This window comes from Fibrobacter sp. UBA3718, assembly GCF_002371935.1.
Lineage (GTDB): Bacteria > Fibrobacterota > Fibrobacteria > Fibrobacterales > Fibrobacteraceae > Fibrobacter.
Genome location: NZ_DFHR01000013.1, coordinates 178691 through 191816 on the forward strand (window position 1 = coordinate 178691; position 13126 = coordinate 191816).

The following is a 13126-nucleotide window of genomic DNA, read 5'->3' on the forward strand; positions in this document are numbered from 1 at the left end:
TTTTTTAAATTTTTAGTTTTTTAAGAAAAATAATTACAATTAAAAGTCTACATTTTGTGATAACTGTAGACACAACTGCAGATTCATTTTTGCTCAAAAACGCAAAAAACGGCCAAAAAGCCGTTTTTTTGGCAATTGCAAAAAGGTTTTACACCAAAAATCCGCCCTTATTTCATGATACAGCGGGCAAGGTTCCGATCCGCATTTCCAGAATACGTATCGTCGCGATAATAGGCGAATCCACTGAAATAAGGAGTCATGTGCCCTGAATTAAGAGGTGACGACGACCAAAATGTCGTTCCTTCCTCATACCACCCCTGATTTTCTTGATTCCTATTAGCATACATATAATACCCCTGGCCATCTACAATACCCATCGTATCCACAAACGCCTTTATACTCACTGCGCTATTGACAGCCGCCTCCCATTCGCTCTTTGTCGGCAGCTGCCAACCTGCGGGGCACGCATCCTTGACCTCCGTATAGGTGTAATAATAGCCCCTATCGGAATATGAAGCGCTGTCCCTATAGAAAATAGCCTCGCCCGTTTGGTACTTGAGATTCTCCCCCATCCAAACTTTGCCATTAACAACGACCGTCTTATAGACCTGGCCGTCGCGTTCATCCTTAAACGAATTAGTAAGCGGACTGTACCATTCCTTACGAACACAACGGACATTGTTCAAATCACTCAAACCACCCGTCGAATTCGTCCCATTGTATGTGCCATTACCAAAATACGGCACGACATACACATCCGCCTCTTTTTCGGTACTCGACCAGAAAGCGACCCCATCGGTATACCATTTGCCTTGATTACCCCAATAATAGCCAGAATTATCGTGCATATCCAAGGTGTCCATCATTTTTCCCGCAGAAATCGAGTTCGGATCGCCTCCAGACGCTTTAATCGCCTTGCGCCATTCATCGTTCGTGGGAATCCTCCAGCCTTCCGGACATGCATTCAAGGCTTCCGTAATATTGTAGAAATACCCTAAGTCTTTATATTTATCATCTCCGTTGAAATAGACCGCATTCGAGGTTTTAAAGCGAAGGTTATCACGCATCCAGACCAAATCAGCAATTTCCACAGTCCTATAGTAATTGTTATCACGCAAATCCTTAATCATGCCAAAAGTAGATAATGTGGCTTTTCCTGCCTTTTTGTACTTTTCCAGACGGATGATGTTGAAGTTCGGGCTTCCCTTGGGCGCTCTAAACTTTATATCAATGGAATGCAGGCTCTTTGCGCCATCCGGGCCAGACAGGACATTTCCACCCAAATCCAACTGCTGAAATTCGGTCCATTCAAAACATTGCCTTCTTTCTGTCTTCGAAGCGGACAATTCGACAAACGGCTTGTTATACCAAAGATAGGAATTCTTCAACAAATCAAAATCCATTTCCAGCATAGCCGAAGAATCTGACGTATAGGTAATGCAGAGCCCACCCCAGCCAGACACGTCAACCGGGACCTTGTTGTCAGACCCATCCGGGGATCCCGCAATATCGAACGTGAGCATGACCCAAGGATTATAACCATCCGGCATCTCGCCCCTCGCCAATTTCACTGTTCCGCACAGGCCCTTGCAATAGTCAACAACAGCACTAAATTCCTCACGCGCATTGTACTCAACGGGCCATTCAACGACCGATTCACCACCTTCTTCCTGATCGATTTCAACCTTCCAGTATCCGGAATTACCGCTACCGGCATCTATTCCTGTCTTTACACGGTATGACGTATTCTTGCACCACAAATCCGTGTCCTCGCAACCTTCGTTATCAACTTCCTGCTTGACACAACGGACGGAAAGCGCTATTTCAGAACCGCGTGAAACATTTCCTACTATAGCAGCATCACTATCATAGGCCAAATAAACATAATATGGTTTTCCGTCTTCATTCACCGATGAACTCCAGAAAAACGCATAATCCTCTTTCGAAATGTATTCTCCCGTGTCTTTTCTATATCCAGCAGCGACAGCAGAAAAACCTGCATTATACTGGTCTTCCCTTATTTCGCTCCACCCCACCATGGATTTCAATGAGTTTCCGGCGATGCTGGCATACGGCCCCCATACAGAATCCCAGTCTGCCTTTCTAGCCAAGCGCCAACCGCTAGGGCAGGCATTCAAGGCCACATTCCTCTTGTAAAGGCGGCCAAACTTGTCACAATAATCTTCTTTGTCATCATAGCAATAGCTACCCTCGGACTCATAATTCAAGTTCTGCGCCATCCAGGTCAGACCACCTTTCTCAATCGTCCTGTACCATTTGCCGTCACGGGAATCCTGGACGGAATCATATTTAATATCCGGGTTCAAGTAATCTAAAGCACTGACCTTGCTAAGCTCTTTAAAATAATCCACACCGATATCTTTTGCCTCTACTGTATCGGGCGGCACGTTACAACGTCCATAGCTTCCGATCTGGTAAATATTGAAGAAATGACTTTGATAGGGATTTCCGTTGAATTGGATAGCAATGGACTTGAGAGCCTTGGCGACCTCCCCTCCCGTAATTTTGTTTTCATTGCCCCATCCGCTCTCCTGCTCGAAATCCTCCCACTTGAAGTTCTGCACCCTATACTGCTTCCCAGTTTCCGGAGTCAAGAGTTTAACGGCAGGCACATTGAAACCGTAATCGGATGCGTCTGCAGGCTGCAGCAACAACGTCGCTTCCTTGTCCATGTTGAAGGCAATACAGAGACCTTCCCAAGAAGACACATCATGCGTCCCTCCCTTGCTATCCAGATCAAAGAGCACTTGTGCCCACGGATAAACGACATTGCCCTCAGCGCCACCATACTTTACAAGGCCACAAAGACCATTGCACGTATCATAAGGGTTTCCTTGCGGTTCGATGATGGCAGTAGAGCCACCATCCGTGTCATCGAGTTTAGTCGTCCATTTCGCGCTACCAACATCTGTTTTCACGACATTTGATTTATCAGATCCTTTCCAGAGGAATCCACTTGTGTTTTCGGAACCAGATTCCGCACTGCTGCTGGGTTTCACCGAACTTGAACTGGATGGTTTCGCGGTGTTTGAACTTGAGGACGCTGCCAACCCCTTTCCGCTGAAACCAACCGCAACAACGGTAAGCCCATTCTTGACTTCCACATCTTCTGTCAACACTACAGCAACATAATCAACATTCCCGATGAATGTATCCAGGTCCTCTTCACCCATCGAGTACTTCAAGTCCTTGTAATCAAACGTCTGCGCTGTCACGCCACCCTGTTCAAGTGTCCAGCACCATTCGCTATTCACCCCATCCTTAACCACATCCCTAAGGCAGAGCTTTGCACCCGGGTATTCGTTCCCGTATGCAAGAACAATCGCGGAATTTTCGTCGGCCTTGAAACCGTCCAGCGAAATGCCAACACCCGCATTGGAACCTTTCGAAGCATTTTCCAGCTTGATAGAAATACCGCCATTCAGACGGATGAACGGAGTGAGGTCCTCCGGCAAGATATCCGTCGTAAAGTCATAGGCCCGACCATCCTTACCCGCAAAGCTCAACCTCGCCGAACCAGACGAAAATTGTTCCCAATTAGCTCCCGTCTGCGCTTCACTAACAAACTTGCCATCTTGAATGGCGCACCAGAACCAGTCGCCCGTATCGCAGATAGAAGCCCATTCCCAATCCGCCTTGTCGAGATTGGCCTTGAACACTTCCTCGTTTCCATAGGCTTCCTTAAAATCGCTTTCGTACTTGTCGACGTAGTCTGTACAAGCCTCAAGTCCCAGAACAGCCAGGGACATAGCCACCATTTTTACGATAGAACTTCTTTTCGTCATGATTCAGCCCTCCCTAGAACAGGAATGTCACTCCGACACCAACCACACCAAGCACCGCGATGCCAAGTCCTACATTGCGCAGCGTCTGGTTTTTCTCAATTTTGTCATGCTGTTCGTTATACTCGTCGGGATTTACCGGCGTCACCTCGCTCGCTGACTTGGCCTTGCTGTTGAACACGGCCGCCATCACGCCACCGCCAACCGCCACGGCGGCAGAGATCGAAAGCGGAATCCAGTGGATACGGGATTTCTGGGAAGCATTCCCCTTCGCCGCATCAGCGGCATTAGCAGCCGACTGACTTTGCGCATCCTTCGTAGCCTCATCTTCGGCGAGTGCACGTTCGAGCTCGGCCAGTCCCTGCATGTAAGCAGCAGAATCGGCTGCCGTCATCCGCTCCGATTCGTCCAACGACACCTCATCGGGCAACTTTTCGGAGTCCCAAGCCCAGCGCCCCACCATTTCCATTTTCTTGAGTTTCTTGAACACCTGCTTACCTTCAAAAGACAGAAGCACAGCATCCTTCGGCTGGACGAGGTCCGCCTTTTTGTTCTTCATGTCGAAAAACAAATTCGAATGTTTTTTGTCAGCCCCAACAGTCGCCTCGAACAGGCGCACTCCGTTCAAGTAGTAGGCCCCATGCACTGGACGACGCATATCCACGCGCAGCGATAGGTTCTTCTGACTCATCGCGAACTTCACGTTTGACCCGGCCTTGTTCAAGGAGTCATTTTTCACTTTCAACGTCGCCGCGAACATCGGAGCGAACTCCTTGCCCGACTGGCGCAAAACAATGGAGCCGCACTTTTCAATCCACAAGTTCGCAAGCCTCTGCTGCTGGCTTACGCGGACGGAATCATACAAAAGTTTAAAATCGTATTCCGCATCGAAATCGCCATCATAGTTGATGGGTTCCAGATAGACGTTCCCTCGCAAGCGAAGCAACTGGTCTCGGCTTATAACAATGCTCGTGAGTGCCTCGGAACAACTAGCTAGCTGGCGAATTCGCTCTTCGAAAGTCGTCGCCATGCGCATAGAACCGAGTCGAACTTCACCGGTCAATTCCATATAGTCATTTTCAAACGTAGGGAGTTCCACTTCATAGAACTGAGCACAGGTCGTATCGAGCAGGTCGTTCAACGAAACAGACGAGCAACGATCGTTCATCTCGGCGATTCGGTTCGCCCGCTTGAGGAGGGCAGCAACTTCTGGATTCGAATCACCAGCCATTATCTGCAAATTCTTGAGATCGTCCTTCAATTTTCTGATTTCTTCGGGACTTTTGACGAACACGGAAACCGTGGTACCCTGACCATCGGACGCAGAAGCCCCGGAGGTTGAATCTGCCTGTTGGGCAAACGCGAAACACGTTAAAAGCGAGCCCAAAACTATTATACGCTTCAAAACCATGGATTACACTCCATTTACTTCATTTTTGCCAAAATGTAATAACAAAACCCTCTTCCGAGAGTTTTCGTCCAGATTTAAGACCGCCGTCTAGCCAAAAATACTGGCGTAAAGCCCCGGCGCGAACTTCTCGATATACCCCATGATGAGGATAAACACGATTACCGCGGGCAAAATCCACTTAAAGTAGAAGCAAAGCACGGGATTCGTGGGTATGTTGAAGCCCTTTCCGAAATTCGCCTCGGTGAGAAAGTTTTTCTGTTTCCAGCCGAACTTGTGGTTGCAGAAAAGCACGAACACGAGCGAACCCAGCGGCAGGAGCGTATTGGAAACGAGGAAATCTTCGAGGTCGAGCACGCAACTCCCGGCACCGAAAGGTTCGAATCCGGAAAGCACGTTGAAACCGAGCGCACACGGGAGAGAAAGCAGCACTATGGCAACAAAGTTCCAGCGGACCGCCTTCGTGCGTTCCACGCCGTGGGCGTCAATCCAGTAGGCGATAATGTTTTCGAATACGGCGACAAGCGTCGAGAGTGCCGCAAACGAGAGGAATAGGAAGAACGCCGCTCCGCAAATACGACCCGCGGGCATCTGCGCGAACACATTCGGGAGCGTCGCGAAAATGAGGCCGGGACCCGCCCCGGGTTTTACGCCGAAAGCAAAGCAGCTCGGGATGATGATGAGGCCCGCGAGCAGCGCAACCGCTGTATCGAGCACGCAGATGTTCGCCGCCTCCTTCGGGAGGCTGTGGGTCTTACCGATGTAGCTTCCGAAAATGGCCATGGACCCGATACCGATGCTGAGCGTAAAGAAACTCTGACCAAGCGCCGCAAACATGACCTTCCCGATCCCCGCCTCCTTCAGTTTCGCAAAATCGGGCTTGAGATAGAATTCGAGCCCTTCTCCCGCGCCCGGGAGCGTAAGTACACGCACCACAAGCAAAAGCATTATGAACAAAAGAGCGACCATCATGACCTTGGTGACGCCCTCCACACCGCGTTTCACGCCGAGCGCCACGATGGAAAGCCCGAGGAATGTCGCGACAATCATCCAGAAGCAAAGAAGCGGCCCGTTTCCGAGCATGTCGCCGAAAGCGGCACCAACCTGTTCAGGCGTCATTCCCATGAGGTCGCCCATCGTAACCATACGGTAGAAGTAATAGAGCATCCAGCCCGTGACCGTCGTGTAGAACATCATGAGCAGGTAGTTCCCCACAATCATCGGGATACCCGCATAGTGCCACTTGTGGCCAGGCTTTTCAAGCACATTGAAAGCCCTGCCTACCCCCCGCTGGGCTGCGCGACCCACGGTAAATTCCATCACCAGAATCGGGAACCCGAAAATCAGCAAGAACAGCAGATAAATTAAGATGAAGGCGGCACCGCCATACTGCCCCGTGATAAACGGGAACCTCCACACGTTACCGAGCCCGATTGCACACCCCGCGGCCACCAGGATGAAGCCCAGTCTAGATCCAAAACCTTCGCGTTTTTCACTCATATTTCCTCAAATATACTATATTTGTGTCGCATTTTTAGGCAAACAGGTCAAAATGAGCGAAAACTACAAATACGGATTCGTGACGGATATCGAGAACGAGGCCTTCGAGAAGGGCCTGAACGAAGATGTCATCCGAAGAGCCTCCAAGCTCCGCGGCGAACCGCAGTTTATGCTCGATTTCCGACTAAAAGCCTATGAAAAGCTCCAGCAAATGGAGCAGCCGAACTGGGGCGAGCTGAGTTTTCCGCCAGTGGACCTGCAGGACATCGTCTACTACTCCGCCCCGAAGACCAAGAAGAGCCACGAAAAGATTGAAGACGTGGACCCTGAGTTGCTCGCGACCTTCGAAAAGCTCGGCATTCCGCTGGACGAACAGAAGCGACTTGCCAACGTGGCCGTGGACGCGGTCTTTGACTCGGTGAGCATATACACCAGCCACAAGCGCAAGCTCATGGAAATGGGCATTTTGTTCTGCAGCATCAGCGACGCCATCAAGGAATACCCCGAACTCATCGAGGAATACCTAGGAAGCGTGGTGCCCGCAGGCGACAACTACTTTGCAGCACTCAACAGCGCCGTCTTTGGCGACGGAAGCTTCGTGTACATTCCGCCCGGAGTCAAGTGCCCGATGGACCTTTCCACCTACTTCCGCATCAACAACAAGGAAGCGGGCCAGTTCGAACGCACCCTGATTATCGCCGATGAAGGCGCGAGCGTAAGCTACATGGAAGGCTGCACCGCACCGGAGTATTCGAGCAAGCAGCTGCATAGCGCCATCGTGGAACTCGTGGCAAAGGACAACGCTTCGATTAAATATTCGACAGTCCAGAACTGGTACGCGGGTGACCGCGAGACGGGCGCCGGCGGCGTGTACAACTTCGTCACCAAGCGCGGCAAGTGCGCCGGCAAGAACAGCCGCATCAGCTGGACGCAGGTCGAGACGGGTTCCGCCATCACGTGGAAGTACCCGAGCTGCGTGCTGCTAGGCGACAATTCCGTCGGTGAATTCTACAGCGTGGCCCTTACCAACGGGCACATGCAGGCCGATACCGGCACCAAGATGATTCACATCGGCAAGAACACCAAGAGTACGATCATCAGCAAGGGTATCAGCGCCGACTACTCAAGCAACGCCTACCGCGGCGAAGTGAGTATCCGCAAGTCGGCCACGGGCGCACGCAACTACACGCAGTGCGACAGCATGCTTGTAGGCGACAAGAGTGCCGCTCACACGTTCCCCTACATCACGGTCGCGAACGCCAGTTCCACCACCGAGCACGAGGCGACCACGAGCCGCATCAGTGAAGACCAGCTTTTCTACTTCGAAAGCCGCGGCATCAAGCGCGAAGACGCCATCCAGGCGATGGTCGGCGGGTTCTGCAAGGACGTGTTCAAGGAACTGCCGGGCGAATTCGCCACGGAAGCAAGGCAACTGCTGACACTCAAACTCGAGCATTCTGTCGGATAATCGTTACCGGATGTCATTGCGAGGGGCATAGCCCCGAAGCAATCTCATTCAAGATCGACGCGTCCTTTTACTATAATATCTAGCGATGAACTCTCTAGAAGAAATTTTCGAGGCACAGGGTAAAATGCGTTGGGCGGTCGCGAACACGACCGCTAGGGAACGCATTGTCAAGCTGCAGAAACTGCGCAAGGCAATTGTAGACCGCCAGCAGGAATTCTACGATGCCGTCTGGGCCGACTTTCACAAGCCGAGAACCGAAGCCTGGCTCACCGAGGTTTTCCCCGCTCTCGAAGAAATCGACTACAACATCGCGCACCTCCCCGACTGGATGGAAGACAAGCCCGCCAGCTGGAGCTGGATGTTCCCGCTGAACAGGAGCGTAAGCCACTTCGAGCCGAAGGGCCGCGTGCTTATCATGGCGCCGTGGAACTATCCCTTCCTGCTGTTTATCGCCCCGGTGGCGGCGGCCGTAGCCGCAGGCAACGTCGTTATCGCGAAACCGAGCCACAAGACGCCCCATGTGAGCGAATTCCTCGAATCGCTTATCGCAGGCATATTCGAACAACACGAAATCGCCGTAGTGCAGGGTGCCGGAGCCGAAGTCGGAGATAGATTGCTCGCCCTCCCCTTCGACCACATGTTCTTTACGGGTAGCCCGCAGGTCGGCGCGCACGTCGCGGAATGCGCCGCGAAGGTTCATGCCGGAATCACGCTCGAACTTGGCGGCAAATCCCCGACCATCATCCTCGACGATGTGAAGATTGCAGATGCAGCCAGGAAAATCGCCTGGGGCAAGTGCCTGAACGCAGGCCAGACCTGCATCGCGCCGGACTACGCGCTATGCCCGCGCCGTCTAGTGCAACCGCTCGCCGAAGCCGTTGCAGACAACATAAAGCAGATGTACGGCGACACGGAAGAAGCCCGCCGCAGCTGCGAGAATTTTGTGCGCATTGTCGAGAGCAGGGCCGTCGAACGCCACAAGGCGCTTATCGAAGATGCTATTGCGAAGGGCGCGAAGGCCGTCATCGGCGGCGCCGTCTATTGCGAGAGCGCAGACCGCTACACGCCCGCGACCGTACTTACCGACGTCACTCCCGACATGGATATCATGCAAAGCGAAATCTTCGGGCCCATCCTCCCGATTGTCGCCTACGATTCGCTCGACGAGGCAATCCAGTTCGTGCAATCACGCCCGAAACCGCTCGCACTTTACATCTTCGGGAAGTCGAGCCGTGACATCGACCGCGTGCTGCGAGAAACCACCTCGGGTTCAACCTGCGTGAACCACTGCATCTTGCAAATCGAGAACCTCTCTGTACCCTTCGGGGGCGTAGGCATGAGCGGCACTGGCAATTACCACGGGATTTACGGGTTCAAGACGTTCAGCCACGAGCGCAACGTGATGCACCAGGGCGCATTCGACCCGCTATCGTTCCTGTATCCGCCTTACCACAAGGCAAGCGACAAGGGCTGGCGCGCAATAATCCAGCATCTTGCCAAAAAAGTTCTAGGCTAGCGTCACGCCGAAGCGGTCTACACGCCCTCGACGTACAGTTTTTTCATCTCGTCGGTGATGGCCATGGGGCGGCCGCGGTTCAGGTCCACGAGCACCCACTGCGTCTCGGATTCAAAGATGACCTTGCCGTCGGATACGCGTTCGAATCGGCACTTGCGCAGGCTCGCCACGCGTCCGTACGCCGCCACCCAGGTCGTCCCGCGAATTTCATCGCCTAGGAACGCCTGGTTCTTGTACTCGATGTGCTGAACGTGTATCATCCAGCCGGCACCTACGCTCTTCATCAGCTGCGTGCCGCCCACGGAATCGGAATGGGCAATCGCGATATCCTGGATCCACTTGACCGACCAGACGTTGTTGAAGTGGTGGTTGTCGTCAATCATCTCGGGTGTCACCTTGAACACTTGCGTGAACTGCATCGGGTTCACCGTTTCTTCCATCGCAATAGCCATAATATTTCCTTTTTTTCTAAAAATAGTTTTTTCAACTCAAATAACATTGAAAAATAATTATGCGGGAGGGGCCCCAGCTCAGAGTTGCGAAGGCCGCACGGGCCCCTCCCTGCACCCTCCCCATCCTTGGCCGACGCTTCTATTGTTCTTACGCAAAAAAACCTTGTAATTTGTTTTTTATTCTCGCTTTTAAAATTTATTTTTCGTTTGGAAAATTATATTTAATGTGTATAACAAGGCGTTTTACAGGAGATTGTATGGATTGGAACGACTTTACGAGCCTTTCTGCCGAGGACATGCAGGCCATCTGGGACTTCAAGACCAAGGACCCGTTCTCGATTCTGGGCATCCACCCGCTCGAAACCGATAAAGGCATCAAGACGGTCATCCGCACGTACCAGCCGCAGGCCGCGTTCATCCGTGGTGAATCCTGCGACGGCGAAGTGGAATTCGACTTCATGAAGCTCGGCGACACGGGTTTCTTCGAAGCCATCCTCGACATGGACTACGAGCCGTTCTTCTACAACCTCATCATCAAGCAGGGCGACGGAATCGAATACACGCTTACCGATCCGTACGCATTCCAGCCCGTTCTCACCGAATTCGACCGCCACCTGATTTCGACCGGCACGCATTACGAACTTTACCGCAAGCTGGGCGCAAACCTCGTGGAACACCAGGGTTTCAAGGGCGTACAGTTCGCCGTATGGGCCCCGAACGCCCGCGCGGTCTCCGTCGTCGGCAACTTCAACAGCTGGGACGGCCGCCGTCACCAGATGCGCATGCTCGGCAGCTCCGGTATCTGGGAAATATTCATCCCGAACCTCGGCGAAAACGAACTCTACCGCTTCGAAATCCACGGCGCAGACGGTAACCTGCACGTAAAGATCGACCCGCTTGCAAAGCTCGCGGAAGTCCGCCCGGCCACCGCCTCCATCACGACCCACCTCGACGGCTACGAATGGGGCGACGAGCTCTACATGAAGACCCACTGGGCCACCAAGGTCTTCGGATCCCCGATGAACATCTACGAGGTCCACGCCGGTTCCTGGCGCCGCGACCCCGCGAATCCGGACCGTTTCCTCAACTGGGACGAACTTTCCGAACGCCTCATCCCCTACCTGAAGGAGATGGGCTACACGCACGTCGAATTCCTGCCGCTCGCGGAACACCCGCTCGACGAATCCTGGGGCTACCAGGTGACGGGCTACTACTCCCCCACGAGCCGCTATGGCACGCCCGACCAGTTCCGCCACTTTGTGGACCTTTGCCACCAGAACGAAATCGGAGTGATTCTCGACTGGGTTCCCGCCCACTTCCCGAAGGATGCGCACGCGCTCGGCCGTTTCGACGGCACCGCCTGCTACGAGCACGCCGACCCGCGCCAGGGCGAACACCCGCACTGGGGCACCTACATCTTCAACCTGGGCCGCAACGAAGTCAAGAACTTCCTTATCGCGAACGCGATGTACTGGCTCAAGGAATTCCACTGCGATGGCCTCCGCGTCGACGCCGTGGCCTCCATGCTTTACCTCGACTACGGCAAGGGCCCCGGCCAGTGGGTGCCGAACAAGGACGGTGGCAACATCAACTACGATACCATCGAGTTCCTGAAGCACCTGAACAGCATCATGGGCCGCCTCACTCCGCACGCCATCCTGATTGCCGAAGAATCCACGAGCTTCCCCTCTATCACGCGTCCGCCTGAACAGGGCGGTCTCGGATTCCACTACAAGTGGAACATGGGCTGGATGAACGACTTCCTGAGTTACATCGAGCACGAACCCATCCACCGCAAGTACCACCACAACCAGCTGACATTCAGCATGATGTACGCCTACAGCGAGAACTTCATCCAGGTGTTCAGCCACGACGAAGTGGTCCACGGCAAGGGCTCCATGCTCCGCAAGATGCCGGGCGACAACTGGCAGCAGTTCGCGAACCTCCGCCTCACCTACGCGTTCCAGTACGCGCATCCGGGCAAGAAGCTCAACTTCATGGGCAACGAGTTCGGGCAGTGGCGTGAATGGAACGAGAAGCAGTCGCTCGACTGGCACCTCATCAGCTGGGACAGCCACGGAAAGCTGCTCGAGATGATGAAGGTCCTGAACCACCTCTACAAGGAAAATGCGCCCTTCTGGGAAATCGACCACTACTACACCGGTTTCGAATGGATCTGGTGCGACGATGCGGACAATTCCATCGTGAGTTTCGTGCGCAAGGACGACCACGGGAACCAGATTCTGTGCGTGTTCAACTTCACGCCGGTCGTACGCAACGACTACCGCCTGGGAGCCCCCTCGCGCGGAGCCTGGAAGGAAATCTTCAACACGGACGCGGCCATGTTCGGCGGTTCCAACGTCGGGAACTTCGGCGAAGTCTGGACGCAGGACATCCCGTGGCAGAACCGCGATTGCAGCCTGAACATCCAGCTGCCGCCGCTCGCCGCCGTGTTCTTCCAGCTCGAACGATAATACAGGCAAAGGGCTTCTTATGAAATTTCGGCGTTTCGCTGTTGCACTCGCTGCGGCATCCGCATTCTCACTAGGTGCCAGCGACAACTATCCAGAAGCCAAAGCTCAAGAAGCCAAAGAGCTTTCGCAAAAATGTGAATCAGGAGACATCCGTTCCTGCTTCGTATTCCTCTCTTTTATCGACACTGTCGCAGCAATGACGCCCGAAGGCAAGCTACGGTTCGAAAATGCAGGCGGTTACGCAAGAACACCGGAAGCTCTAGCCCAAATAGCAAAAGACCTTTCCCAAAAGTGTGATTCAGGTATTATGCCAGCCTGTTTCATGGCACTCACAATTGCAGATAAAGTCGCCCACATGTCGGCCGAAGACCAAAAGCGTTTTGAAGATGCCGGCGGTTTCGACAGGCCCTCTAAAGACAAGAAAGATGCCGGACAAGCATCTGACTCCCTAAAAGAAAACTAAAACATTCTTCCCTATACAAAAAGCCCCGGCGAAATGCCGGGG

The 13126-nt window shown here is 53.1% G+C and carries 8 protein-coding genes; 4 read left to right on the forward strand and 4 right to left on the reverse strand.

The features are described 5' to 3' along the window. Positions 1–167: 167 nt before the first annotated feature. From B4A77_RS03990 to B4A77_RS04000, 3 genes are all read right to left on the reverse strand, one after another. Positions 168–3806, reverse strand: coding sequence for an FISUMP domain-containing protein (locus B4A77_RS03990; protein WP_290738517.1), 3639 nt, complete (start codon positions 3804–3806; stop codon positions 168–170). Between the two features lie 13 nt (positions 3807–3819). Next, the gene (locus tag B4A77_RS03995) at positions 3820–5214 is read right to left on the reverse strand and encodes a hypothetical protein (protein WP_290738520.1); all 1395 of its coding nucleotides are present in this window, start codon (positions 5212–5214) and stop codon (positions 3820–3822) included. An 87-nt stretch (positions 5215–5301) separates the two neighbouring features. Continuing rightward, positions 5302–6711 carry a sodium-dependent transporter gene (locus B4A77_RS04000; RefSeq protein ID WP_290738523.1) on the reverse strand — a complete coding sequence of 470 codons (1410 nt, stop codon included), beginning with the start codon at positions 6709–6711 and terminating at the stop codon, positions 5302–5304. Positions 6712–6763: 52 nt separating this feature from the next. On the opposite strand from B4A77_RS04000, the gene sufB reads away from it, so the two are divergent. Both sufB and B4A77_RS04010 read left to right on the forward strand, forming a co-directional pair. Beyond that, complete coding sequence (gene sufB, locus B4A77_RS04005) at positions 6764–8179, forward strand: Fe-S cluster assembly protein SufB (protein ID WP_290738526.1); 1416 nt, start codon at positions 6764–6766, stop codon at positions 8177–8179. An 85-nt stretch (positions 8180–8264) separates the two neighbouring features. Continuing rightward, entirely contained in the window at positions 8265–9695 is a 1431-nt protein-coding gene (locus B4A77_RS04010; protein ID WP_290738529.1) for an aldehyde dehydrogenase family protein, read from the forward strand. Positions 9696–9712: 17 nt separating this feature from the next. Here B4A77_RS04010 and B4A77_RS04015 read toward each other — a convergent pair whose 3' ends face one another. Next, complete coding sequence (locus B4A77_RS04015; protein WP_290738533.1) at positions 9713–10147, reverse strand: acyl-CoA thioesterase; 435 nt, start codon at positions 10145–10147, stop codon at positions 9713–9715. A 257-nt stretch (positions 10148–10404) separates the two neighbouring features. On the opposite strand from B4A77_RS04015, the gene glgB reads away from it, so the two are divergent. Together glgB and B4A77_RS04025 are read left to right on the forward strand one after the other, a co-directional pair. Further along, entirely contained in the window at positions 10405–12621 is a 2217-nt protein-coding gene (gene glgB / locus B4A77_RS04020) for a 1,4-alpha-glucan branching protein GlgB (RefSeq protein WP_290738535.1), read from the forward strand. A gap of 19 nt (positions 12622–12640) precedes the next feature. After that, positions 12641–13084: a hypothetical protein gene (locus tag B4A77_RS04025; RefSeq protein ID WP_173366924.1), complete on the forward strand. Its 444-nt coding sequence runs from the start codon at positions 12641–12643 to the stop codon at positions 13082–13084. Positions 13085–13126: the final 42 nt, after the last annotated feature.

Excerpts from the sequence above, each read along its gene's own strand:
- B4A77_RS04000 (WP_290738523.1), bottom strand. The coding sequence starts at position 6,711 with ATGAGTGAAAAACGCGAAGGTTTTGGATCTAGACTGGGCTTCATCCTG.
- sufB (WP_290738526.1), top strand. The coding sequence starts at position 6,764 with ATGAGCGAAAACTACAAATACGGATTCGTGACGGATATCGAGAACGAG.
- B4A77_RS04025 (WP_173366924.1), top strand. The coding sequence starts at position 12,641 with ATGAAATTTCGGCGTTTCGCTGTTGCACTCGCTGCGGCATCCGCATTC.
- B4A77_RS04015 (WP_290738533.1), bottom strand. The coding sequence starts at position 10,147 with ATGGCTATTGCGATGGAAGAAACGGTGAACCCGATGCAGTTCACGCAA.
- glgB (WP_290738535.1), top strand. The coding sequence starts at position 10,405 with ATGGATTGGAACGACTTTACGAGCCTTTCTGCCGAGGACATGCAGGCC.
- B4A77_RS03995 (WP_290738520.1), bottom strand. The coding sequence starts at position 5,214 with ATGGTTTTGAAGCGTATAATAGTTTTGGGCTCGCTTTTAACGTGTTTC.
- B4A77_RS03990 (WP_290738517.1), bottom strand. The coding sequence starts at position 3,806 with ATGACGAAAAGAAGTTCTATCGTAAAAATGGTGGCTATGTCCCTGGCT.
- B4A77_RS04010 (WP_290738529.1), top strand. The coding sequence starts at position 8,265 with ATGAACTCTCTAGAAGAAATTTTCGAGGCACAGGGTAAAATGCGTTGG.